The organism is Sphingobacterium sp. BIGb0165 (assembly GCF_024810095.1).
Taxonomy (GTDB): Bacteria; Bacteroidota; Bacteroidia; order Sphingobacteriales; family Sphingobacteriaceae; genus Sphingobacterium; species Sphingobacterium detergens.
The window spans coordinates 223952-249216 of the sequence record NZ_JANUEB010000002.1 but is presented as its reverse complement, the minus strand read 5'-3'; the positions used below and the strand labels follow the sequence as shown (position 1 = coordinate 249216).

Below are 25265 nucleotides of genomic sequence, written 5' to 3'. Positions count from 1 at the left end.
CACAATAGATAAGCTATTGTATTTAAAATCTGACTTTATGATAAAACACTTACTAAACAGCAAAGTGCCTTATCGTTATTATGCGCTTTTAATGATGCTCGGAACAAGCTCCATGGCATTTGCGCAGCAAAAAAATTATACGATCAAAGGCAAAGTCACCGATTCCCGCACCGGACAATCCGTTCCCGGAACTACCATTAAACTCAAAGGGACTAACCAATCCGTCAGCACCAATGCCAATGGAGAGTTCACATTAACCACATCCATCAATCCCGGAAAGTATGACCTCGTGTTATCCAATGTAGGCTACACTCCGACCACCACAAGTATCGAACTGGGAAACCAGACAACCCTTACCCTTGCCCCTAGTCTTCAGGAAGATTTAGTACGGATGAATGAGGTAATTGTTATCGGTAACGCTGTTGGAACAAGCCGTAAAGTCCTAGGCAATGCGGTATCTACCGTCAATGCCAAAGATATCGCCAATAGCAATGCGACCTCCATTGACCAGGCCTTAACCGGAAAAGTCGCCGGAGCGCAAATCTCTCAAAACTCCGGAAACCCTGCAGGCGGTATTAGTGTACAGTTACGCGGGCCAAGTTCCATCGTTGGCGGCGGCAGCCCACTGTACATCGTAGATGGCGTCATTGTTAATAATTCCTCTGCAGAATTACTAGATTTAGGTGGTTATAGCCAGAATAGATTGGTTGACATTAACCCTGCAGATATAGAAAACATCGAGATAATCAAAGGTGCGGCAGCAGCAGCAATCTATGGATCGAGGGCAAGCAATGGTGTCGTGCAGATTACGACAAAAAAAGGAAAAGAAGGAAAACCGACTTTTACTTTTAGTACTAGCTTGAAAACTTCTTCTTTACGAAAAAAACTGCCATACAACACCTATAACAAAACATTTGTCAATACAACGGCCACCGATCTGACACAAACCGATGTCACAAGATACGATTACCAAGACAAAATCTTCCAGACCGGCGTTGGCACAGACAACAACATTTCTATGTCTGGAGGTACAGCAGGCACGAAATATTACATCAGCGGCAACTACCTAAACAACCAGGGTATTATCAAGAATACCGATTTTACCCGTGGTGGACTCCGCGCTCGTCTGGATCAAGATCTCAATTCTTGGTTGAAACTCGGTGCCGGAATGAATTACGTGTATAGCCATTCCAATGAAATGCCCAATGGTGGCATGAATGAAGCTTATGGTGCATTAACAGGGTTTATTTTTAGCAATAATTTTATTAATCCCGAAAAAGACCAAAACGGGAAATACCCTTCCACAACACCAGTCAATGTTGTTAAACGGACAAATCCACTCGAGGCAATCAATAATTTTAAATTCGCTCAGCGCACAAGCCGCTTTATCGGAAATCTGTCCTTACAGGCCAAACCGCTCGAGGGTTTAACACTGAATTACATCCTAGGATTTGACAACGCCAATTCCCTTGGCACAGCCTATATTCCGCCGGGCAACACGACCCCCTCCTATGAAAAAGGCTACGCTCAACGCGCAGATATCAGCACCTTTATGCTTAATAACGATTTCAACGCCTCCTATCAGACAAAGATTGGAGACTGGCTGGAATCTACTTCTGGTGCAGGCCTGACCTTCCAAACCGAAAAAAACATGTCGACCAACTTGAAAGCCACGCAAATGGGATATGGTGGCGAAACGATAGATAACGGGGTTGTCGTACCTAAGGAACTCCGCTCCGATATGAATATTTTCGGCGCATTCTTCCAACAGACTTTTGGGATTAAGGAAAAACTTTATTTGACTGGTGCTATCCGCTATGACATGTCTTCCGTTTTCGGAAGCGAGAATCGTAGTCAATTCTATCCAAAGGTAAGTGGAAGCTATGTCTTGTCCAATGAACAATTCTGGCAGAATTCGGCCATCAACAATGTTCTCTCAAGTTTTAAGATCCGGGCTTCTTATGGACAATCTGGCAATTTAACAGCTCTTAGCCCTTTCGACAGATACACCAACTATTCCCCATTTAACACAGGTGGTATTAATGGAATTATTCCCACCGATCGCATGGGTAACGAGGGTATAAAACCTGAGCGTCAAGAAGAATTTGAAATAGGTACAGATCTGAGTATGTTCAAAGACCGTTTAGGGCTAGAATTCTCCTATTATCGAAAAAATGTAAAAGATCTACTTTTGGACATTAATCTTACCCCTTCTACTGGTTATAGCGTACAGTATGCAAATATTGGGACAATGACCAATCGGGGAATGGAATTTCTATTACGTGGGGTTCCTGTATTAAAAGAAAACTTCAAATGGAATATTACGGCTGTATATTCCCGCAATAAAAACGTTGTCAATAATGTCCCAGGAGGAATATTAATGTACACTGCCGGATTCGGGCAAGTGGCTGCGGTCAACGGATACCCTCTGGGAGCCTTCTACGCGACTTACTTTGCTCGCAATGAGGATGGATCCATTTATCACAATGCGGCTGGCCTTCCGACAACAGCCAAAGTCGGAAAAGACAACAATGGCGTCCCTACAGGCGCCACACTTAAAAAAGTCATTGGCGACCCTAATCCAGACTGGACTGGATCCTTGATCAACGAAATCAATGTCGGATCAAAATGGACTTTCCGGGCCCAACTGGATGCGGTAGTAGGTCAGGATGTCTTTAATTTCACCAGACGTGTTGGTGACCGTGACTTATATGGTGGTCTTGCAGGCTATGAACCAGAGCTACGTGGCGAAGTCCCCAAAGGCACCTCCGCAGCATTATTCTCCATTATGGAAAACTGGATTGAAAAAGGATCCTTCGTCAAAGTAAGAGAAGTGTCAGCATCTTACAATTGGGCGCGTCCAAACTCAAAGATTAAAAATATCCGTTTTTCTCTAGCTGGCCGGAATTTATTCTCTTTCGACAATTATAGTGGCTGGGATCCTGAAGTTAATGCTGCAGGCCAGAGCAATGCTGTCCGTGGATTCGATTTCGTTGAAGTTCCACTGCCAAGACAGGTTATTGCAGGAGTTAATCTGACATTTTAACTTAACAATATAGGATAACCATGATGTTTAGAGACCCTCGGATCGTTGAATGAATAAAACCATTCGCAGGTATTATATCATCCTTAAAAAATATTTCAATGAAAAAGATTTTCAACTATAAATTATTCCTATTTGCGGCACTGGCCATGAGCCTTAATAGCTGTAAAATGGATGTCCCAAACATAAATCAACCAAGTGGAAGTGCTGTTCCAACAACTCGGGAAGGGATTATTGCCATTAGCGCGGGTTTACAGATGTACTATTCGACTAATGGGATAGCCGCAACTTATTTTTACCCCGCAGTCACAGCGCGTGAACTCAAAGGCGTTGCCACATTTACCAACACGTTAGAACTCGAAGCAGGAGGCACCGAATTACCCACAGCAAACGGAAATATTCTGACATTATGGTCCAGTATGCAAAAACTCCTTGGTATGAGTGAAAGTGTGCTGAACAATGCTTTATCTATAAGCACCTTAACTGGTGGAACACTATCTGGCACATTGGCAAATGCTCATTTATACAGAGCAATAGCGCTTGGCGCACTGGCAACAAGTTTTGAGAAAGCGAATACACAGACTCAAAAGGATGGCAAAGTAACTTTCGTTGATAGACAAGCTGTTCTTACAGAGGCAATCAAATCCTTGAACACGGCAATTGCCCTGGTGCAACAAACCCCCATATCATCAGAATTCACATCGACGGTAACCGGCTCAACCATTAACTTGCTAAATTGCCTACACGCTTTCAATGCTCGCTTCAATCTCATGGCCGGAAATTACCAACAGGCATACAACGAGGCTAACCTTGTTGATTTAACGAAGAAAAGTACGTTCACCTATACAGCAATAAGTGTCAATCCCCTTTGGAATCAGACCAATATTTTGAAATATTACGTCGTTAGGGAAAACTTAGGCCTTCCGACCGGTCTATTTGAAACTGGCGATAAACGTCTTGACTTCTACACCAAACTTAATGGCACAACACTCCAACTTAAAGGTTTTTCGGAGACACAGAATGGAGAAGTTCCCGTTTACTTACCCGACGAAATGAAACTGATCAAAGCCGAAGCCTTATTACGCAACAACGGTTCATTGACCGAAGCACGCGATCTGATCAATGAAGTTCGTACCCAAACGGCTAGCGACCTATTCAATGTCAATGCCGGGCTGCCTGCATATGCTGGAGCCATCAACAAAAATGATCTACTGCTCGAAGTCTATAAACAACGCTGTGCAGAATTATTTATGTCAGGCTTACGACTGGAAGATAGCAGACGGTTTGGTCGTCCTGCCCCACCACAAAATACAACGGAACGCAACCGGAATTTCTATCCTTACCCAGATCAGGAAAGAATCGGTAATCCGAATACACCTGCAGATCCAGAAATCTAAAAAAATAGCGGGCTATCACAACAAGATAGCTCGCTATTTTTTTAATGCAATCTTGACATCATAATGCGCCCTGATATAAGCCTGTTGCTCTAGGGAGTCCCGCTCCAGATCATGAATCGCACGATCACGTTCTTTCTCAACCTCCATCTTTACTACACAGCGATAAAATCGAAACACGTCCTTCTCATTCTCTAAAATCAACCGAGGCACCCGCGCAGGTTTACCCGTTTCATCTTTAGCGACCATGGTAAAATAAGAGGAGTTGCAATGTTTTGTTTCACCCGTTTGGATGTTCATCGCCTCCACCCGAATCCCCACCTCCATAGACGAATTGCCTACGTAATTAACCGACGCGATCAAGGTCACCAGTTCCCCCACCTCAATCGGCTTCAAAAAATCAACCTTACCAACAGAAGCCGTCACACAATAATGTGCCGAAAACTTAGAGGCCACTGCAAAGGCTATTTGGTCCATCAAGGACAAAATATAGCCTCCATGGATCTTTCCGCCAAAATTGGCATTGGATGGTAACATCAACTGTGAAATTCGGATCACCGAATCACTAACGGTTTTATATATCTCTTCCATATCCCTAAATTTACCCTAGACAGATTGAAATTCAAAACAAAATCACTGTGTTTCAGCAAATCCCACTATTTCTGATCAAAAAAGACAAATCATCCCCGATCAACCGAAATGATATCCGAAGATGAGGGTTTAACTATGCACAAAAGAAAAGAGGGCTATCTGAACAGATTCAGATAGCCCTCTTTGAAATCATATAAAAATACCGCTATTTTACTTTTTCAGCAATATAAGGACTTTCATTGCTCAAACGGTCGATCGCTTTAACCGCAACATATTGCAGTTTTTTATTATTCAATGTCGTCGGCACATCTTTCGTTGTTACGCCTGGTTCCAAGATCTCATACGTCCATTGACCACCATAGTTCAGGTATAACACCCATTTTGCCACCTGGTCAACTTGCTGGTGTTGCCATTTTAAGAAAATACTATTTCCCTGTGGCGTCAACAATAAGCTCGGTTTCAACAACGGATTCGCATTAAGCCATGGTGTTGTTGGTACCAAGGCTTTAGTTTGATAAGGTCCATCCACAAGCGCCTGCGTCATTGCCGGATTTTTTGTTAGACCAGCTAAACTCCAGTGAATAACACCTTCACGATTATTCGGTAAAAGATCCCTTGCCGCAGCAACCTGATTGACAATCTCCTGTACATATTCCGGACCACGTCTCCCAACAGTATTGATCCCTGGCCAAAGGTGACGACCCATTGTATTTTCACTTTCCCACCATTTCAACAAAGCCGTATAACTTTGCTTTGCCGGTTGGATAGGCCAATAAAGCTGTGGTGCAAAATAATCGATCCAGCCTTTGTTCAACCATAGTTTAGCATCAGCATACAACATATCGTATTGACTTGATCCTTGTATTCCCGCAGGATAACCCGGTTTCCAGATCCCAAAAGGACTGATCCCAAATTTCACAAAGTTCTTTTCCTTTTTAATATCCTTGTAGATACGTTCGATAAAGGTATTCACGCTGTTTCTTCTAAAATCACCACGCGACAGGGTGCCACCATTACGTTTAAACTCATTATAGCTATCCGAATCCGGAAAGTCCTGGCCACCATTGTATTCAGCATAAGGATAGAAATAGTCATCAAAATGCACCCCATCAATATCATAGCGCTTAACAATATCCATCACCACACGGGCAGCATGATCCTGTGTCGACTGTTTCGATGGGTCAAACCAGTAGTACCCCTGTTTCAATTTCACAACAGATTCAGGCATCTTGCGTGCCATTGAAGCCGAAGTCACCGCACCGCCGGCGGTATGGTGCGCACGATAAGGGTTTAACCAAACATGAAGTTCGATGCCCCGCTTGTGTGCCTGTTCAACCCAAAATTCAAGTGGATCATAATAGGGTGATGGCGCCTGACCTTCGGTTCCTGTCAAAAAATAAGACCAAGGTTCAAGATCACTTTTATAAAAAGCATCTGCCGAAGGGCGTACCTGAAAGACAACCGCATTAAAATTGTTGTTCTTTAAAAAATCCAAAATACCGATCGCTTCCTGTTGTTGCTCAGCGGTACTGAGGTAATTTTTGCTCGGCCAGTTGATATTCGCAACGGAAGCAACCCAAGCAGCACGAAACTCGCGTGGCACAGCCGGAAGTTCAACAACGATATCCTTCTTCTTTTCAACAGCAGGCTGTTCTTTAGTCTCGATTGTATTTTTCATCCGCTCTCTTTTTGGAACCGAAGGCGGATCTTTTTTTACAATTTCAACATTGGTCTTCGTATTAACAGGTTCTTCCTTTTTATTTTTCTTGGATGAACAAGAAGACAAAAGAAAGACTGCCGTAGCTAAAAATAATAAGGAACGTTTCATTAAGCGATAAAGTCTAGTGTTTTTTTTCAAAATAACCCCCAAAACTAAGCTAAATTTCAATAGAAAAGAAATTTAGCATTCTTTCATCCTTCTTACAATATATTTCTATCAGATGAAAATACACATTATTTAAGTCAATTTCAGATTACAAAATAACCTTCCCAAACAGGTTCATCAATAGCGCAGTTCCCCTTTAAAGATAACATACTCCAACTTGAAATCATCCGTAAACACGATGACATTGGCCATACTTCCTGCATTTAGGTTTCCGATATCGCTTCTTTGCAGCAGATTCGCCGGATAGGTTGTCGACATCCGGATCGCTTCGTCCAATGGAATCCCTACTTGCTGTACACAGTTTCGGATGCCTTCAAATAGGGAAATTGCTGCCCCCGAAATCGTACCATCCGGCAAGGCGTAATAGCCATCATTCAACACATGCTGATAGATCCCCTTATTGCATGCTGCAACAGCGTCAGTAATCATAAATAGACGGTCGCCCATTTGTTTTTTAGCAATTTTCACAGCTTCGAAGCTGACGTGATGTCCATCGACAATAATACTCGCACAGGCTTTGTGATGATTAAAAATAGCTCCGACCAAACCCACCTCGCGATGATGCAATGGTGACATAGCGTTGAACAGATGTGTGCTTGTCGGAATTCCCGCATCATAGCCATGGGTCCCTTCGGCAAAAGTAGCATTACTATGCCCTGCACTCAGCAACAACTGATACGTTTGCAAATACTTCAGCACCTCATCCGAAATACATTCAGGAGCAATTGTCATCATCTTGACAACTTGAGTTCCCCCAAGCAGATCTTCTATCCGTTCTTTCGTCGGTGTTATAATCAGTTCTTCAGGATGAGCACCCCTTTTTTTTGCATTCAAAAATGGACCTTCCAGGTGCAGTCCCAAAAATGCATCATGATGATAGTCCTCAGCGATACGAATGGCCTCTTTAAATACTGGAATAGTATTCGTCGCCAAAGTCATCATATAAGAAGTCGTCCCCTTATCAATCAATCCATTGGAGATCCGTTCCAATGACGCCAGGCTGAGTTCAGCAGAATAAAGATCCGAACCATCGCCATATAACTGCAGGTCAACCAATCCAGCACAGATATTGGCACCTTTGACGTCAAGAGACTGATATCCTGCTGGGATATCCTTATCATCGACCGTCCCGACTATTACACCACCATCCAAAAGCAATGCCTTCTTCTCTAAAATTTCATTGCCGGTATAGATCCTACCGCCTATTAATGCTGTTTTCTTCATCAAAATAATTTTTATATTTTTCCTTTCCGACGCTTCAAATGGGATACATTTCACGCTGAATACATTGACTTACAATCCTCCCGAAAAGCTTCCGACATGAAATTCGCAATAACAATTATCGCTGTAACATCTGTATATCCCTTTCTATCTTTCCTTTCCACGTACACATTACAGCAAATTTTGCACAACATGCTTCCATGACTAAAGTTAGGATTTGTCTTCAGGCTATCCCAAAGTTTTTACTTTTTAATTTTAACTTTTTAATTTACTGTCGTAACTTAGTTCCATGTACTTTTTCAGAAAGCGCAACGCTGACCGACCCACCAATGGCAGTATCAAAGCCATGCATATCATTAATGCAACGGCTATTATTGTCTTTTTATTGGGGTTGATCTATAAAATATTTTTTTCATCCTAAACAAGCGACCATGTCAAAAAAAGAGATCTTAAATACAGACAAAGCTCCAGCAGCGATCGGCCCCTATAATCAAGCAATCAAAGCGGGAAATACCCTCTATGTCTCCGGACAGATACCACTTGTTCCAGAGACCATGGAACTGATATCTTCAGGCGTAAAAGATGAAGCACACCAGGTTTTGAAAAATGTGGAAGCCATCTTAACAAATGCAGGATATACATTTCAGGATGTTGTCAAGGCCTCAATTTTTTTAAGTGACATGGGCAACTTTGGCCTTGTAAACGATGTTTATGCGGAATATTTCAAGGACGCACAGCCAGCACGTGAGTGTGTCGCAGTGAAGACATTACCAAAGAATGTCAATGTCGAAATTTCGGTCATTGCCTGGAAAGATTAGTCCGTGGAAAATATTAACGAAACTGTAAGCCGCGGAAAATATCTTTTCGCGGCTTTTTTGGCTCCCTTTATTTGGGGATTCATGTCCATTCCCGTTCGGTGGATACGGGAATATCCTGCCGAGGACATTCTATATTTTAGGATCGTAACAGCCCTAGCGGTGCTCTGGCTCTATCTCCTATTATTTCAAAGAAAGACACTGCGTACAGATATTCAAAAATTCAAAGACCTCCCCCAGAACCGCAAAATTCAACAGACCGGTCTCACTATTCTCGCGTCGCTATTGATCTTCGGGAATTGGTTTACCTATATCTATGCCGTCAATCACATCAGCATCCAATCCGCGGCATTGGCCTATCTCACCTGCCCCTTGATCACCGCAGCAGCAGCTTACTTTATCTTAAAAGAAGAACTGCGTCCCTTGCAAAAGCTGGCCTTGCTCATTGCCTTTGGCAGTGTTTGTCTACTGGCCAAAGGTTCATTAAATGATGTTTTATGGGCCGCAACCATCGCGACCTGCTATGCCTTTTACCTTATCGTACAGCGCATATCCACAGGCTTCAACAAACTCAATCAATTGGTTCTCCAATTAAGTATATGTGCATTATTTGTTGTCCCAAAGCTGATCTATAATCACCACGACATCCCCACTGACCCTATTTTTTGGGGTACTATTTTACTGATCGCTGTTGTCTTCACCATTATCCCACTTTTCCTGAGCATGTATGCATTGATTGGCATTTCCTCAACAACAACAGGTGTCTTATTATACATCAATCCAATCATTGCCTTCACGCTGGCCGCGACGTATTTTCAGGAACCAGTCCCTTTTGTCAAGTATGTAGCTTATGGCATTATATTAATGGCGATAGTACTTTTCAATAGTAGCAATTTCCGACAGATCAGGAAAAATTAAGTTAGGCCTCCTAGAACTATACTTCATCTAACACCGAAAGGCTTCAACTATAAAATTTGGGAGCCTTTCGTTATTTAACATGTTCCCACAAAGATACATTTTTGGCAAAGCACAAAAAATTACAAAACAACACAAAACTAAAAATCAACCAGTTAACACCATTCACTCTACATTTGTATCAATTTTGTTTCTTAAAATTTTTGATTTTTAATCAACAGTAGTAAATTAGTATTAATTAAAGGAAATCACGCTTCCCCCCACTCCTATCAATTGGGGTATTGAATAATATACAATAATCATTTATTTCGCTCTCCAGCTCTATTCAATACCATTTTCCCTAACCAACATGCTAAATGGAATTAGCCCATTACCGTGGAAAATAACTTCTGTTGTGAAAATATGTATATAAAAAACTGAATATAACACATATACTACATGAATAACAAATTATACACTACACTTAGGATGTTGAGTATTGTTCCGACAATGCTTTTTTCAGCATCTTTACTACATGCGCAAAGCAGCCAAGTGAAAGGAACGGTTGTCGACGCAAAATCAAAAACTCCACTCGTGGGCGCTACCATTAAGGTATTGGGAACGTCAACAGCAAGTTCCACAGACAGTAAGGGAACATTTCAGATCAATGTAGACGATAAGAATCGTGTCCTGAATATCAGCACGATTGGCTACGAAAATAAAACCGTCACACTTGGGCCGGGCGAAACAACAGTTACAATAAGCCTAGATGAGCAGACGCAACAGCTTGAAAGTGTTGTCGTCACGGCGCTGGGTATCAGCCGCGCACAGAAATCACTGACCTACTCTACCCAACAGGTCAGTGGAGATGAGCTGAACAAGGTAAAAAGTACCAACTTGGCCAATAACCTGAATGGTAAAGTAGCAGGGGTCAATATCGCTTCCAGTTCCTCAGGCCCAGGTGGTTCCGCAAAAGTCGTTTTACGTGGTAACAAATCTGCCTCCGGCAATAACCAAGTACTTTATGTTGTCGATGGTGTACCGATCAATAACCAAACGTTAGCCAACCAACCAGATAATGTTTTCGGTGGTCAGCGCGATGGCGGAGACCCGATATCACTTATCAATCCAGAGGATGTAGAAAACATCTCCGTATTAAAAGGAGCTTCAGCTGCAGCATTATATGGTAGCCAAGCCGCCAATGGTGTGATTTTGATTACAACCAAATCTGGAAAACAAGGCCGTACAACAATTAACTTTTCATCAAGTGCCCAAATCGAACAAGCTGTATCAACACCGAAGTTTCAGAACCAATATGGCCAAGGTTCTAAAGGCAAAAACAGTAATACAAGTGTATTTAGTTGGGGTGATAAAACGAATGGCGCTAACTACGATAATGTTGGCGAATTCTTCCGTACGGGAAGTAATTTCACAAATTCACTAACGCTATCTGGTGGTAATGAGAAAAATCAAACCTACTTTTCTTATGCCAATACCCTTGCAAAAGGAATACTACCAGAAAATGATCTGATGCGTCACAACTTCAACCTCAAAGAGAGTGCAACATTCTTTGATGATAAATTAACAGTTGAAGCGAGTGCAAACTACATTACACAAAAATTGGATAATTCACCTACTTCGGGCTTTTACTACAGTCCTTTAGTCGGCCTTTATCTTTTACCTCGCAGTTTGAATATTGCAGATTATAAAAATTACGAAAAATTTAATCCAAGTCGTAGTCTCAATGAACAGAATTGGTTTACACTTTCGGATGATGAAACTACACAACAAAATCCCTGGTGGATTGCAAACCGGAATTCGACTAGATCTACCAGAAATCGCTTATTGTTGAACGGAAGTGCAAAATACAAAATCGCACCATGGATCAGCGTGCAGGCACGTGGTAGTGTAGACCGTACGAGTGAAGTTTGGGATAGAAAAGCGTATGCAGGGACCCAGAAAATTCTTGCCCGCGAAAATGGTGCATATAGCTACACAAATACCACCATTACACAACAGTATGGTGATGTCGTTGCTAACATGAACTTTAATGTTAGTGACAAACTGCAGTTCACAGGATTGGTCGGTACAAGTATCACGGATTGGAAAACAGAAGGAACAGATTTCACGACAGGAAAAGACGGCTTGAAGGTTCCAAATCAATTCTTTATCCAAAATACAACCACACCTGTCACATCCACGTTATCTGCCAACCGCAGACAATTACAATCGGTATTTGCCTCAGCAAATTTAGCCTATGATAATTGGATCTATTTGGATCTTACGGCTCGTAATGACTGGTCGAGTACACTTGCTTTTACTGGCACAAAATCCTTCTTCTATCCCTCAGCGGGTTTGGGGATTGTCCTGAATGACAAGTTGAACCTACCTGAATTTGTCAATATGGCCAAGATTCGCGGCTCTTATGCTGTAGTGGGTAATGACCTTCCGCCTTATACAAGTTTATTAACAAATACAGTGAATCCTTATGCGGTATTAACCGTTAATGATATCGCCTTTTTGGAAACTTTAAAACCGGAAAAGACGAAGTCATTGGAAATCGGTACAGAATGGCGTATGTGGAATAATCGTCTGAATGTTGACGTGACCTACTACAAAACCAACACAACAAATCAGTTCTTTAAGGTCGCAGCAAGTCACGCTTCACTGAACAAACAATATGCGATCAATGCTGGAAATATCCAAAACCAGGGTGTCGAAGCATTGGTTTCATTGGATGCCATCAAGAATGATAATTTTACTTGGAACACAAGTGTAAACTTCACCTACAACAAAAACAAGATTATTGAACTTGCGGATGCTGTACCTGAATTTAACCTGACCGGGGAAGGTAGAAACAACTTTGCTTCCAAATTGGAAGTTGGAGGATCTTTTGGTGATATCTACGGACAGGATTTTGTCCGCGATAACCAAGGCCGCATTATTATTTCCGCAGACGGAATTCCACAAAAAAACAACGTCTATACAAAACTTGGGAATTCCAATCCAATTTGGCAAATGGGCTGGAACAACAGCTTTAACTACAAGAACTTCAACTTAAGCTTCCTCATCGATGGCAAGTTCAACTATGACGTCATGTCGGTGACACAATCTTTACTTGACGGTTATGGTGTATCGAAAGTAACTGGCGATGCGCGTGCGAATGGTGGTGTGATCGTCAATGGTGTAACACCAGATGGTAAAGCAGTCACAAAAGTGGATGCAGAACAATGGTACACCTCAACTGCTGGTATGGGGCCTGTGAGTAGTCAATATATTTATGACGGAACTGTAGTGAGATTGCGCGAGCTAACCTTTGGCTATGATTTTAACATTAAAGATAGCTTCTTCAAAAAACTTCGTGTCAATGCTGTCGGAAGAAACCTATTCTATATCTCGAAAAAGGCACCTTTCGATCCTGAAATGACCATGTCTACGGGCAACGCGCTAAGTGGTGTTGATATCTTTATGATGCCAGCAACACGTAACTATGGTCTAACATTAAACGCAACGTTCTAATAGAAATACAATGAAATTTACAATAAAAAATATATCAAAGTTCTCTCTTGCTCTATTAATTTTAGGAGGCGCTATGACTAGCTGCACCAAAAATTTTGAAGACTACAACAAAAACAATATTGGCGTTACAGATGAGGACTTAAAAGGAGACGGACAAGATCTTGTCATTTTCCTTCGGAACGCTCAAATGTCCATTTATAATTTTTCAGGTGCTGGCGATCCAAACTCATACCAGGTACAACAGAATCTGAATGCGGATGTTTATTCGGGCTTCTTTATGTCGCCAACACCGTTCAATAGCGGACAGAACAACCTCAATTATGCTATGGTAAATGGCTGGAATGGCGAACCTTTCCAAGTATTATACCTCAATGTCATCAAGGCAATCGATAAACTGAAAAAGAATGGTCTTGCAGAAACATATCCAGCATTATGGGGTTCAGCCCTGGTCATCAAAGTGGAAGCAGCAAGCCGGGTTACGGATATCTATGGTCCCATTCCTTACAGCCAGGTAGGTACATCCAATACAATTCCGTACGACAAACAGTCCGATGTGTACAACAGCTTCTTTAAAGAACTTGATGAAGCGGTAACAGTATTGAAGGCCTATAAAGCAGATAGTCCAATGGCGGCAAAAATCGACCAGATTGATTTGGTTTTTCCAAATACCGATAATCAGGTAAGATTCAAAAATTGGTTGAAAATAGCCAACTCCCTGCGCTTACGCCTTGCGATGCGCTTGGTTAAAGTTGACCCGCAGCTAGCAAAAACACAGGCAGAAAAAGCATTGGATCCAGCAAATGGTGGTGTTTTGGAAAGCAATTCCGATAATTTCAAGGTTACCGTACCTACTGATGGAACCTATAGCAATCCTCTTTGGTTTATTGCTAAAAACTGGGCCGATACGCGTATCAATGCAACCCTTTCGTCCTATATGGTCGGACTAAAAGATCCCCGGATCTCAAAATATATGTCCCCCGTTTCAAACGATCCTACGCTGACATCAGTGGCAGGCCAATACATTGGTATTCGTACAGGTGCAGAGGATATTGAAAAAGACAAATATCAAAAACTTTCAGCACTGAATACAGAAGGTACCACACCAACCTTCACCGCCAGTACGGCACCTATTCTAATGACAGCTGCAGAAGTTTACTTTTTACGTGCTGAAGCAGCTTTAAGAGGCTGGGGAAATACAGGCGGGACAGCACAGTCACTTTACGAAAAAGGAGTTGAAACTTCCTTCACACAATGGGGTGTCAGCTCCGGTTTGAGTGCATACCTAAATGACAATACAAGCAAAGCGGCGGCCTATAAGGACCCATTCAATGCGGAAAACAACGCAGTTTCACCTAGTACACTAACCATAAAGTGGAACGATGGCGCCACGAATGAGGAAAAGTTAGAACGTATCATTACGCAAAAATGGTTGGCAATCTTCCCGGAAGGACAAGAGGCATGGAGCGAATTCCGTCGTACCGGATATCCACGTTTATTTCCAGTAGTTGTCAATAACAGCGGTGGACTGATCGACACCAAAATACAGATACGTCGTTTGCCGTTCCCACAGAACGAATACAATACCAACAAAGCTGAAGTACAAAACGCAATATCACTTTTGGGTGGCCCTGACAATGGCGGTACTCGCCTTTGGTGGGATGTTGCGAAAGGAAATTTCTAAAAAGAATTCCCTGAAATATTAAAAAAGCGGCTTAATCATAAGATTAAGCCGCTTTTTTAATATTGCGCTGATCCTATTTTGCACCTAGCCCATCGTCCCACCCTACGGTCCGGCACAAGCTACAGTTTTTAAAAAAAATCACGGCTATGAGAAATTTTCGGTCCTCACTGTAGCACCTATACAAAATTGCCCGTTCAGTCAAAAAACCAAATACGCTATTATGAAAAATCTGTCCGTCCTAGGTATTACCTCCCTACTCGCATGTACTATGCTATTTGTTGTTTGTAAATCCGAATCCCATCTCGAAAATCCCTATAAAGAAAAAACCGAAAAGGAATTGGAAACACTTTCAAATGAAAAATACAGTAAAATTATAGCGATGGCCAGCCCAAAAGAATGTTCCAATGCCGATGACTGGAAAATAATAGACATCGAGACCGTATGTGGCACCAGTCATATCCCCTACCACCGTTCCGTTGATAAGACCATCTTACAAAACATGATCCATGATTATAATAAGCTGATGGAAATATACCAGCCTATGATGGCGCCCAGAATCAATTGCATTCCCTATCGAAAACCGCTAGATGTCATCTGCAAAGAAGGACAGGCAACGATTAAATACGAATAAACTGATTCAAAACAAAAAACTTTACAAAGTAAAATTCATTGAGCGTAAAAAGATAGCATGTCAAACCGGTCACCCAAACAGGAAAAACCAGTTCAATGCAACGATGGAAAGCCATTTGTAGAAGTATTTAAATCGTAAAAATTAAATTTTTCGTATTTTAGCCATTCGAGAAGAATGGCTGAATTAAGTTTAATTACCCCGATAGAATACCTCAAAGGTGTAGGTCCCCAAAAGGCAGATGTGCTCAAGAAAGAGTTACAGGTATTTACCATTGGTGACCTGTTGACTCAATACCCTTTCCGTTATATCGACCGCACAGAATTCCATAAGATACGGAAGCTGCACCCTGATATGATGGCGGCACAGGTTTTGGGACGGCTGGTTTCACTACAGCTCGTGGGTGAGAAAAGAACTAAACGTCTCGTCGGCTCATTCAAGGACGAAACCGGCTCCATGGAGCTCGTCTGGTTCCAGTCTATTCCCTGGCTCCAAAAGTCTCTGAAAGTAGGTTCGGCCTATATCATTTATGGCAAACCCAGTGAATTTAATGGGCAGCTATCCATCACCCATCCTGAAATGGACCTGTACAACCCACAGGTCAAACAGGCCGGCAACATGAGCCTACAGCCAGTCTATTCCTCCACGGAGAAACTCAAAAAATTCAATTTGGATACCAAAGGCATCCAACGCTTGCAGCAAACAGCATTGGAGACCGTATTTCGGAGTATCGGTGAAACGATCCCCCAGGAAATAATGGCAAAACATCAACTGGTTTCCCACCAGCAGGCGCTAGCGTCCATTCATTTCCCGAGCAACCAAAAGGAATTGAACCAGGCCATCAAAAGGATCAAATTTGAGGAACTGTTTTTCATCCAGCTCAAACTGCTCAACAACAAACAACTGAACACGCAGAAATTCAGGGGGCAGCGTTTCAATAAAGTAGGCGAAAAATTCAACACTTTTTTCAATGAGCGCCTTCCATTCCCGTTGACAGGTGCACAGAAACGTGTTGTTAAAGAAATCCGTATCGATACCAATACCGGCGCGCAGATGAACCGTCTCGTGCAAGGCGATGTGGGCTCCGGCAAAACGGTGGTTGCCCTGATGAGTATGCTGCTCGCAGTTGACAATGGCTTCCAAGCCTGCATGATGGCACCCACCGAGATCTTGGCCACGCAACATTACCATGGACTCAAACAGCTCGTCGGTGATGATCTCGTCAGCATCAAGCTACTCACGGGATCGACCAGTACCAAAGAACGCAGGTTGATCCATCAGGCCCTCGAAGAGGGCACGCTCGACATCCTGATCGGTACCCATGCGCTGATTGAAGATAAGGTGCAATTCAAGAATCTCGGCTTCGTCGTTATTGATGAACAGCACCGTTTTGGTGTAGAACAGCGCGCCAAGCTCTGGCGCAAGAATGTCATCCCACCACATATGCTGGTCATGACAGCTACGCCCATTCCAAGGACACTGGCGATGACGATGTATGGTGATCTCGATATTTCGGTGATCGACGAACTTCCAGCGGGACGTAAACCTATTAAGACTGTACACTTCTTTGAAAGCTCCCGTCTGCGGATGTTTGGCTTTATGCGTGAAGAAATCGCTAAAGGCAGACAAGTATATCTGGTTTACCCCCTAATCAAAGAAAGTGAAAAACTGGATTTGATCTATCTAGAAGCAGGGCTAGAAAATTTGCAACGCGAATTTCCTCTCCCACAATATAAGATCAGTATTGTCCACGGCAAGATGCCCGTGAAGGATAAGGATTTTGAGATGCAGCGTTTTGTAAAACACGAAACACAGATCATGGTGGCAACAACTGTGATTGAAGTTGGTGTCAATGTGCCTAATGCCTCGGTCATGGTCATTGAAAACTCCGAACGATTTGGCCTCTCCCAACTCCATCAATTACGGGGACGTGTAGGCCGTGGAGCCGAGCAGTCCTTTTGTATCCTGATGTCGGGCAATAAGCTCAGCAAAGAAGGACGCCTCCGACTGGATACCATGGTACGCACCAATGATGGTTTTGAGATTGCCGAAGTTGACCTGGAATTACGCGGCCCTGGGGATATCTCCGGCACACAACAATCCGGTGTCCTCGACCTTAAGATGGCCAATCTGGCGACAGATCAGGCCCTATTGACCGAATGTAGAAGCACCGTCATTGCCATATTCAAAGAAGACCCTACGCTTCAGAGCGAAAAAAACTACCTGCTTAGAAGCTTTTTGGCCCAGAAATCAGACGGTATTGCCTGGGACAAAATATCTTGATCATCAGCCAGTCCTCACTGCCGCGTTCAAATTCAAAACAAGAAGTACTACATATTCGGCACAAACCAGATGATGGCAGCTTTAGCGCTCACAAGAATGCTCCATAAGCTGGCATTCAATAAACTATTTTGGCAATCCGAATCCCGATATCCTTCAGGGGAGACTATCAACAGGGTTCAGCGGTACTACCGCATATCGCATGCAAGCCTTTAGTGCTATTTCACTTCCCCATGGCCCTATCATCAAAAGACAAGTAAACAGATCGTCATAAATAACTTATGGGCCAACAGCACTCAATTCATTTGTATATAAAATCAAAATTATTTATTTTTGCATCATTATGAACATGATATAGAAAATATCCCCTTCTTTTACTAGGCAAAAGATGGCGACTGACCGCTTACTTATTTTGAGTTGCCCTGGTAAGCACATCACAAAAAACTTATTGGTTTTTCTTAAATTCACCTTTTTCAAAACAAAAATTAAAAGTGGAAGTATGATAAGAGGCAGACGATCGCTATGAACATAGCTGAACGCGCTCCATACGCTACAATATACTTAATAGTACAAAATGGCCAGAATTAAAATACACGATACAGCAATAAAACCCGAAACAGCCGTCTTGGTCAGTGTGATCACCCAAGGCGTGACTGAGGCAAAAGCAAGGGAATATCTGGAAGAACTTGAATTTCTCGTACAGACAGCCGGTGGAGAGACCAAAGGTATGTTTACACAGAAATTAGCTTTTCCGGATAGAGCGACATTTGTCGGTAGCGGAAAACTTGAGGAGATCAAAGCCTATGTCGAAGCCGAAGAGATCGACATTGTTGTCTTTGACGATGAGTTATCCCCATCCCAATTGCGTAACATCGAGAAAGAACTCCAACGCAAAGTCTTAGACCGTTCCAATCTAATCTTGGATATCTTTGCCCGACATGCGAAAACTGCACAGGCAAAAACCCAGGTGGAACTGGCCCAATTGCAATACCTCTTACCACGATTGACCCGCTTGTGGACTCACTTGGAGCGTCAACGCGGGGGTATCGGTATGCGTGGTCCCGGTGAATCGCAGATCGAAACCGATAGACGGATTATCTTGGACAAAATTTCGTTGTTCAAGGAGAGACTAAGAACGATCGACAAGCAGAATGAAACCCAGCGCAAAAACCGTGGCGAGATGATCCGCGTAGCTCTGGTAGGTTATACAAACGTTGGTAAATCAACGATCATGAATATGATCTCCAAATCTGACGTATTGATCGAGAACAAACTTTTTGCAACGCTTGACACTACGGTACGTAAGGTCGTTATCGACAATCTACCGTTCCTGTTGTCCGATACGGTAGGTTTTATCCGCAAATTACCGCATCACCTGGTGGAATGTTTCAAATCTACATTGGATGAAGTCAGAGAAGCAGATGTGCTGATCCATGTGGTAGATATCTCACACCCTAACTTTGAAGACCATATTCAGGCGGTGAATGAGACATTGAAAGATCTGAAAGCTTTAGATAAGCCCGTTATTACAGTGTTCAACAAAATTGACCTGTACAAACCGGCTATTGAAGAGGGACACGATGGTGAAGAGGTAGAGATTACATTGGATGATTTCCGCAATTCATGGATGGCGAAAAACTCCGATCCGGCGATCTTCCTGTCTGCGACAAACAAGACAAATATCGAAGAGTTCAAACAGAAACTTTACGATATCATCGTGAAGATGCACAATGAACGTTATCCATACAACAACCTGTTGTATTAATTTGACAAACATGACGGCGGATCGTTACTGACGATCCGTCTTCTTAAAAAAATAAGCAATGAATAAAGTGGTGCAGTTCCAAGATTGGGGACTTGTAGACTATCAGGAAGCCTGGGACAGACAAGAGTCCATCTTCAAGGGTGTATTAGACGTCAAACACGACAATCGGGTCAATGCGACCACGACAGACACGCCAAACTACCTGATTTTCACAGCCCACCCCCATGTCTATACCTTAGGAAAAAGCGGACACGAAGAATACCTGCTCCTGGATGAGAAAGGCCTGGAAGAAAAAGAAGCGAAGTTCTATAAAATCAACCGTGGCGGTGATATCACCTACCATGGACCTGGTCAGATTGTAGGATATCCGATTCTGGATCTCGACAACTTTTTTACCGATATCCACCTTTATTTAAGGACATTGGAAGAAGCGATTATTCTGACCTGCGCCGATTATGGTGTTCCGGCGGGGAGATACCCCGGATTTACGGGGGTCTGGATCGAGCCAGACAAGCCCACGGCCCGCAAGATCTGCGCGATGGGCGTGCGTGCCTCACGCTGGGTCACCATGCATGGCTTCGCCTTTAACGTCAATACAGACCTGGATTATTTCAGCAATATCATCCCATGTGGTATCGACGACAAAGACGTGACCTCATTGAAGCGGGAACTGGGTCAAGAAGTCGATATGGATGAAGTGAAGGAAAAACTTCGCGGACACATCGCCAGACTTTTTGAAATGGAAGTAATCTAGCATTAGAAATCATAGAAACGAACAAGGACCTGCTCAACACAGGTCCTTGTTTGTTGATGGTATCCTTAAAAACAGAGAACCTCCGTAGATTATGTTTCTTTATTTAGCGCCTTACTCTGGTCGGCTAACAATAGTACATACAGTCATAGCTAAACAGTTTGCCATCTTTAAAGGTAATGATCAGTTGACCTGCATCGCCATTTTGAAGACGGTATACATGCGGCTCCTCGATCATATTTGCAGAGACCATATCGCCAAAATGATTGATAAAATCCCTTTCAGTGTAATTGGCGTCCATACGCTCATTGCCTACCACTAAAATCTCACCATCCGTAAAGTATAGCTTATAGACCGTTCCTACGATCTTCTTTTTGTAATTTTCCTCGAATGCCACGATCATATTCGGGGTTTTATAAAAGTAGTGCGGTTCCCAGCCACATTCGGGCATATCCGGGATATCCGCAACACGTTGCATCTTCAATTGGTTCATTTGTGCATCCTTGATCTCTCCGTCCACGAGCGACAACCCTTTCCAGATAAAATGCAAGTTCAGCGCCTTCATTTTCTTTTCATACGCTTCAAAATCAGGCTTTTTATCCAGTTTACTGGCCAGCAGCAATTCAAAATCAATATCGACTTTCGGATTTTCCACCCCATAGGCGGTATAAGATTCCTTCCAATAGGAAAAGGCCTGTTTTAAGTTTTTCTCTTCCCGCCAGGCCAGCTCCCGCAATCTTCCTACCTGAACCAGTTCTTTTTCTTGATCCTTACCTTTTACCGCCAAATAATCTTTCAGCACTTTATCGTAGGTCAGGACGGAACCCAAAAATTTCAACTGAACATATTCAGGCTGTTCATGAAAATGATCGCCGATATACACCCAACCGTCGGTATATAAAGGGACATAATCAATGCACAGCAACTCATTGAGCGGTGCGCGGCGCACAGCGGTGCTTGTCGTTGACGGCGCTTTACGGACACGCAGTTCGGACACCTGCACATAATAGTGCGGGCACTGATACCCTTCGACGCCCCGATAAAAATATTTAGCGGGCTCGCCAGCAGATTTTTTCCCATCCATGAATTTCTTCAGTGGTTGTCGGTCGATAAAGCCGATATCGCCGTTGCTGACCTGCACCTTATACTGCATGTTAGTCGAGTCGAGCAGATAAATCGGTGCTTCAGTGCTAAATACCCCCAAAGGATCATTGTTATTTCCAGACTCCCGATAGAGATAGCCCCACTTGGATGTATACACAGGCCGTTCACCCGCTGGCTGCGCCATGCTTCGGTTCACAAAACAACTGTATAGGATACAGCACAGGAGTAATACTTTTCTAAACATATAGCTTTATTTCTTTAAATAGCGATGCAGATATCCATCAAAGTCGGCTAAATTCGCTGAAACCCATCCCTAAGAACAGCTCAACATGTTTAACATAACAATAGCATCTCTGATACTGAACAAAAATAGGCAAAAAGGAGGCCAAGGAAATCGCTATAATCAGCTATTTCGCGAACGAAGGGTTGATTTGTTCCAATTTCAATAACTAAGTGGCTTTACTAATGAAAAATAGTTTTCGTATCTTTGCATCAAGGCATAAGTTTCACAACCACTATTTTAAACAAGTAAAACATTATGACAACAACAGTATTTTCATTTGAGCACGCTTCTAGTTCTTCGGAAAGAAAAAAAATAATTGCTGTTTTAAAAGCTCTTGGGGTAAAGAATGTCTCCGTTGAAGAAAAAGAACTCTCATCGGAACTAACACAGTTGATTGAAGACGGAAGAAAGGATTTAAAAGAAGGAAAGACTATCATGGTAACTTCCAAAAATGTATGGGACAGTATCAAATAGAACTTTCTATGAAGGCGCAAAAAGATCTTGCCCAGATCAAAAAAAGAGGAAGTAAAATCGACATGACCAAGGTCGTAAAACTCCTCGAAGAACTAGAAAATCACCCTAAAGAAGGAATTGGCCTCCCGAAACCATTACGAAACCAAGGTAATTCTGACATTTGGAGTAGACGACTAAATCAAAAAGATAGAGTTGTCTATGAAATCATTGATCATAAAGTTTTGGTATTAGTACTAAGTTTTATTGGTCATTACGACGACAAGTAATAAAGTGCCAATTCCCCGCAAAACGCAATAGTAACAGAACCCTCTCAGCCAAATCATTAAGACAACATACTTCTTGCTCCAATTTCAAGTATCGAGCGACGGTACTATTGAAAGACAGTTTAGTGAACTTCCTTGAGAAAAAGCTTTTAAAGCGAACAACTGAAAAGTCAAACGAGGTTTACCTACAGGGCAATGAGTTTTATTTCCGATTCAGCAGTACCACCTGTCCCTCCAATGCAGAAATTGTCTTTTCCTGCGCTTTGATCGTCTGTTCAAGCGCGGCGACCAATTGTTTGGAAACTGACGAACCTTCGGAACTTGCAGCAGCAATCTGCGGTTCGGGGCTAACGGTTTCCGCGCTACGCATCATTTTGCCTTCACCCATCAATAACCAGGCAGGGCTAATATCCTGATGGCGGGTCAATATCGCAATCATTGCATCCGAACTCAGCGCCGTATTTTTCTGACCGCCCTTAAAATTGGCATAGGAAAGCCCCAGATCTTTAAAAAATTCAGTTTTACTGATGCCCTTTCTTTCAGCGATTAGCAATACGCGTTCTTTTACGTTCACAATTATTCTACTTTTAAGACGCTATTATTTTAAACCAAGCCACAACAAACTAAGTTTCCCGCTTGTGCAGAAGTTTATCTCCGCAAAAAACGAGACTCGCTAATTCCTATTGATTTCACAGCAATTGAATAACTTATTCCCATGAAAATAATAACCAATTAGCTTTCCGTCTTCGATAAGAAAACAAAAATTTCTCATTAGAATCTATTTATTCCGCAGCGATTCAATCTCTTGCTCAAATGAAGACAATAATCTCTCCAAAGACATAATTGTCTTCTCTTGAGATTTAATAGTCATATTTTGAGAAGCGATCAATTGTTTTAACGTATTAATCTCCCCATTAGTGATTCCCTCCAACTCAGATGTTAGATACGTTTCTTCACTATCCTTGGCTAAAACAGGCTTAAGCATCTCCCCCTCGCCTCTCAATAACCATTCTGAGGAATATTTGGGATATTTTTCAGCAAGATTGACTAACCATTTCGCTTGAACATCAGTATTATTCGCCAGTGCTCGTGTAAAAACACCCTTACTAGCCCCAATTGATGCTTCTAAAGCGGACACACTTATCCCCTCTTTTTCTGAAACAACCTTAATTCTCTTCAAAATAGAACTCATCTCTGAAAATTTTAATATTTTAAATTTGTTTTGATGAAATATAGTTCTTAAATTAGCTTTACAGAAGATAATTATAAACATATTATTTAACCAAAAAACATTCCTAGCATGAAAAATACGCAAAAGAAACTAAAAGCGAAACATTTTCGCTATTTAAGCAAGGAGTATATTGAAGATCCACTGATGTATCTCAACGATTTTTTTGAACAAGAGACATCTATTCGTTATCTCCTTATGGATATAAACCTGCTCATCAATGCTGCTTCAAATGCAAAAATGAACAGTCCCCACTCTCATTCAGGCTACAACACAAAAAAATTAATTGAACTGGTAGAATTAGCCTATGTCATTCTTAAAAAATGCAATTTGAAAAAGCTAAAAAATCCATTGGACTTTTTTAAATGTGATTCTGACTATTGGAATTATGTATCAGGGGAATGTATCAGTGTAAATGACATTGAATCGCCAGAAGATGAAATCAGCCGATTTTTCTCGCACCAATCGTTAGGGCAATGGTATGAAGCTTTAGATGAAATTTGGATAAATATTAGCGATAGAAATGGTGAATTTCTGGGAAATGTAGGTAAGGAAATCCTTGCGACCAGAGAATTATTACAAAGATTAGCTATATCGCTGCATAAAATATATGAAAATAAATCGCTTCCAGACAGTATTGCAAACAATCAAGAAGAGATTGAAAATAAAGAAAGTCAAGACCAAACGTCCTTGGAACAGACCGAAAGCTTAAAGACAAAGGAGGAACCCTCCGATGACCTATTGGAAAACGAAATATTGAACCCAAAGGAACGGATCATATTGCCCGCATGGCTTTCTCCCCAATCCTACTCCATTTCAGTACTCAAAAACTTCTTCGATAGAGACGACCTAAATGGTTGGAAAGAAGATATCCGATATTGGTACCGGACAGTCATTACCGAAAATGAATTTTGGTCCGCTAACAATGAAAACCATAAATTCTCTGGAGCAAATCTCCTCTATACCTATTCCTGCATTTACTCTTTATTGGAAATGCTGTCCAATAAACTTGAAGAGTCTCCTATTAGCTTAATAGATATAGAACCCTCCATCTCCATATTGCCAGAATGTCAATCAATTTTGATTAGGCATGAAAACAAGAAGATTATACTCTATTATATATCAGACGAAGAATTGGGACACCCATTATCATCGTTATTAGCGACTGTTAACACCTACAGTCAACAACAATGGGATGAGATCTTATATGATTGGATCAATTATGCACTCGATAAAAATCGATATACCGGAGACTATTCGGATTACAGTACACGAATCTATCAAACCATTATCAAAATAATAGAGCTCGCTTATTTAGTGGCCTTCTCAAACGAAATAGATCTTCTAAATCAAAATCAAATACCTCCACTAGAAACAGGAAGATAGCAGCTTCCTATTCAACCAATCATTTTGTCCCGCATCGTGGCGCGACAACTAACCTGTTTG

At 42.1% G+C, this 25265-nt stretch carries 20 protein-coding genes; 14 read left to right on the top strand and 6 right to left on the bottom strand.

The window, feature by feature from the left end:
* Positions 1–37 precede the first annotated feature (37 nt).
* Positions 38–3046: a SusC/RagA family TonB-linked outer membrane protein gene (locus M2408_RS04835; RefSeq protein ID WP_259179754.1), complete on the top strand. Its 3009-nt coding sequence runs from the start codon at positions 38–40 to the stop codon at positions 3044–3046.
* 98 nt (positions 3047–3144) lie between these two features.
* A complete protein-coding gene (locus M2408_RS04830) occupies positions 3145–4440 on the top strand; it encodes a RagB/SusD family nutrient uptake outer membrane protein (RefSeq protein ID WP_259179753.1) in 1296 nt (431 codons plus the stop codon).
* Positions 4441–4473: 33 nt separating this feature from the next.
* On the opposite strand, the gene M2408_RS04825 is transcribed toward M2408_RS04830, so the two are convergent.
* The 3 genes from M2408_RS04825 to nagA form a co-directional block, all read right to left on the bottom strand.
* Complete coding sequence (locus M2408_RS04825; protein ID WP_259179751.1) at positions 4474–5028, bottom strand: acyl-CoA thioesterase; 555 nt, start codon at positions 5026–5028, stop codon at positions 4474–4476.
* A gap of 205 nt (positions 5029–5233) precedes the next feature.
* Positions 5234–6856, bottom strand: coding sequence for a glycoside hydrolase family 10 protein (locus tag M2408_RS04820; protein WP_259179749.1), 1623 nt, complete (start codon positions 6854–6856; stop codon positions 5234–5236).
* Positions 6857–7030: 174 nt separating this feature from the next.
* Positions 7031–8137, bottom strand: coding sequence for an N-acetylglucosamine-6-phosphate deacetylase (gene nagA, locus M2408_RS04815; RefSeq protein ID WP_259179747.1), 1107 nt, complete (start codon positions 8135–8137; stop codon positions 7031–7033).
* A gap of 286 nt (positions 8138–8423) precedes the next feature.
* Here nagA and M2408_RS26300 point away from each other — a divergent pair, with 286 nt between their 5' ends.
* From M2408_RS26300 to lipB, 9 genes are all read left to right on the top strand, one after another.
* A complete protein-coding gene (locus M2408_RS26300) occupies positions 8424–8555 on the top strand; it encodes a DUF6728 family protein (protein WP_310446321.1) in 132 nt (43 codons plus the stop codon).
* Between the two features lie 10 nt (positions 8556–8565).
* Positions 8566–8952, top strand: a complete 387-nt coding sequence (locus M2408_RS04810; protein WP_120260345.1) for a RidA family protein — start codon at positions 8566–8568, stop codon at positions 8950–8952.
* Between the two features lie 3 nt (positions 8953–8955).
* Positions 8956–9867 carry an EamA family transporter gene (locus M2408_RS04805; protein WP_259179746.1) on the top strand — a complete coding sequence of 304 codons (912 nt, stop codon included), beginning with the start codon at positions 8956–8958 and terminating at the stop codon, positions 9865–9867.
* A 435-nt stretch (positions 9868–10302) separates the two neighbouring features.
* Complete coding sequence (locus M2408_RS04800; protein WP_259179745.1) at positions 10303–13362, top strand: SusC/RagA family TonB-linked outer membrane protein; 3060 nt, start codon at positions 10303–10305, stop codon at positions 13360–13362.
* 73 nt (positions 13363–13435) lie between these two features.
* Positions 13436–15043, top strand: coding sequence for a RagB/SusD family nutrient uptake outer membrane protein (locus tag M2408_RS04795; RefSeq protein ID WP_259179743.1), 1608 nt, complete (start codon positions 13436–13438; stop codon positions 15041–15043).
* A 220-nt stretch (positions 15044–15263) separates the two neighbouring features.
* Positions 15264–15674, top strand: a complete 411-nt coding sequence (locus M2408_RS04790) for a hypothetical protein (protein ID WP_259179742.1) — start codon at positions 15264–15266, stop codon at positions 15672–15674.
* Between the two features lie 174 nt (positions 15675–15848).
* Positions 15849–17954 carry an ATP-dependent DNA helicase RecG gene (gene recG, locus M2408_RS04785; RefSeq protein WP_259179741.1) on the top strand — a complete coding sequence of 702 codons (2106 nt, stop codon included), beginning with the start codon at positions 15849–15851 and terminating at the stop codon, positions 17952–17954.
* Between the two features lie 571 nt (positions 17955–18525).
* Positions 18526–19716: a GTPase HflX gene (gene hflX / locus M2408_RS04780; protein WP_259179740.1), complete on the top strand. Its 1191-nt coding sequence runs from the start codon at positions 18526–18528 to the stop codon at positions 19714–19716.
* Positions 19717–19774: 58 nt separating this feature from the next.
* Entirely contained in the window at positions 19775–20470 is a 696-nt protein-coding gene (lipB, locus tag M2408_RS04775) for a lipoyl(octanoyl) transferase LipB (RefSeq protein ID WP_120260352.1), read from the top strand.
* Positions 20471–20594: 124 nt separating this feature from the next.
* Here lipB and M2408_RS04770 read toward each other — a convergent pair whose 3' ends face one another.
* The gene (locus M2408_RS04770; RefSeq protein ID WP_259179738.1) at positions 20595–21815 is read right to left on the bottom strand and encodes a hypothetical protein; all 1221 of its coding nucleotides are present in this window, start codon (positions 21813–21815) and stop codon (positions 20595–20597) included.
* A gap of 294 nt (positions 21816–22109) precedes the next feature.
* Between M2408_RS04770 and M2408_RS04765 the strand changes: the two genes are divergently transcribed.
* Positions 22110–22328, top strand: coding sequence for a DUF2683 family protein (locus M2408_RS04765; RefSeq protein WP_259179737.1), 219 nt, complete (start codon positions 22110–22112; stop codon positions 22326–22328).
* A complete protein-coding gene (locus tag M2408_RS04760; protein ID WP_259179734.1) occupies positions 22310–22594 on the top strand; it encodes a Txe/YoeB family addiction module toxin in 285 nt (94 codons plus the stop codon). The genes M2408_RS04765 and M2408_RS04760 overlap by 19 nt, the downstream gene beginning before the upstream one ends.
* 199 nt (positions 22595–22793) lie before the next feature.
* Here the strand turns inward: M2408_RS04760 and M2408_RS04755 are convergent, their stop codons facing one another.
* Both M2408_RS04755 and M2408_RS04750 read right to left on the bottom strand, forming a co-directional pair.
* Entirely contained in the window at positions 22794–23165 is a 372-nt protein-coding gene (locus tag M2408_RS04755; protein ID WP_259179732.1) for a hypothetical protein, read from the bottom strand.
* A 204-nt stretch (positions 23166–23369) separates the two neighbouring features.
* On the bottom strand, positions 23370–23783 hold the full coding sequence (locus M2408_RS04750) for a hypothetical protein (RefSeq protein WP_259179730.1): 414 nt from the start codon (positions 23781–23783) through the stop codon (positions 23370–23372).
* Positions 23784–23891: 108 nt separating this feature from the next.
* Between M2408_RS04750 and M2408_RS04745 the strand changes: the two genes are divergently transcribed.
* Complete coding sequence (locus M2408_RS04745) at positions 23892–25205, top strand: hypothetical protein (RefSeq protein ID WP_259179727.1); 1314 nt, start codon at positions 23892–23894, stop codon at positions 25203–25205.
* Positions 25206–25265: the final 60 nt, after the last annotated feature.

Excerpts from the sequence above, each read along its gene's own strand:
- M2408_RS04835 (WP_259179754.1), top strand. The coding sequence starts at position 38 with ATGATAAAACACTTACTAAACAGCAAAGTGCCTTATCGTTATTATGCG.
- M2408_RS04830 (WP_259179753.1), top strand. The coding sequence starts at position 3,145 with ATGAAAAAGATTTTCAACTATAAATTATTCCTATTTGCGGCACTGGCC.
- M2408_RS04825 (WP_259179751.1), bottom strand. The coding sequence starts at position 5,028 with ATGGAAGAGATATATAAAACCGTTAGTGATTCGGTGATCCGAATTTCA.
- M2408_RS04820 (WP_259179749.1), bottom strand. The coding sequence starts at position 6,856 with ATGAAACGTTCCTTATTATTTTTAGCTACGGCAGTCTTTCTTTTGTCT.
- nagA (WP_259179747.1), bottom strand. The coding sequence starts at position 8,137 with ATGAAGAAAACAGCATTAATAGGCGGTAGGATCTATACCGGCAATGAA.
- M2408_RS26300 (WP_310446321.1), top strand. The coding sequence starts at position 8,424 with ATGTACTTTTTCAGAAAGCGCAACGCTGACCGACCCACCAATGGCAGT.
- M2408_RS04810 (WP_120260345.1), top strand. The coding sequence starts at position 8,566 with ATGTCAAAAAAAGAGATCTTAAATACAGACAAAGCTCCAGCAGCGATC.
- M2408_RS04800 (WP_259179745.1), top strand. The coding sequence starts at position 10,303 with ATGAATAACAAATTATACACTACACTTAGGATGTTGAGTATTGTTCCG.
- M2408_RS04795 (WP_259179743.1), top strand. The coding sequence starts at position 13,436 with ATGACTAGCTGCACCAAAAATTTTGAAGACTACAACAAAAACAATATT.
- M2408_RS04790 (WP_259179742.1), top strand. The coding sequence starts at position 15,264 with ATGAAAAATCTGTCCGTCCTAGGTATTACCTCCCTACTCGCATGTACT.
- recG (WP_259179741.1), top strand. The coding sequence starts at position 15,849 with ATGGCTGAATTAAGTTTAATTACCCCGATAGAATACCTCAAAGGTGTA.
- hflX (WP_259179740.1), top strand. The coding sequence starts at position 18,526 with ATGGCCAGAATTAAAATACACGATACAGCAATAAAACCCGAAACAGCC.
- lipB (WP_120260352.1), top strand. The coding sequence starts at position 19,775 with ATGAATAAAGTGGTGCAGTTCCAAGATTGGGGACTTGTAGACTATCAG.
- M2408_RS04770 (WP_259179738.1), bottom strand. The coding sequence starts at position 21,815 with ATGTTTAGAAAAGTATTACTCCTGTGCTGTATCCTATACAGTTGTTTT.
- M2408_RS04765 (WP_259179737.1), top strand. The coding sequence starts at position 22,110 with ATGACAACAACAGTATTTTCATTTGAGCACGCTTCTAGTTCTTCGGAA.
- M2408_RS04760 (WP_259179734.1), top strand. The coding sequence starts at position 22,310 with ATGGGACAGTATCAAATAGAACTTTCTATGAAGGCGCAAAAAGATCTT.
- M2408_RS04750 (WP_259179730.1), bottom strand. The coding sequence starts at position 23,783 with ATGAGTTCTATTTTGAAGAGAATTAAGGTTGTTTCAGAAAAAGAGGGG.
- M2408_RS04745 (WP_259179727.1), top strand. The coding sequence starts at position 23,892 with ATGAAAAATACGCAAAAGAAACTAAAAGCGAAACATTTTCGCTATTTA.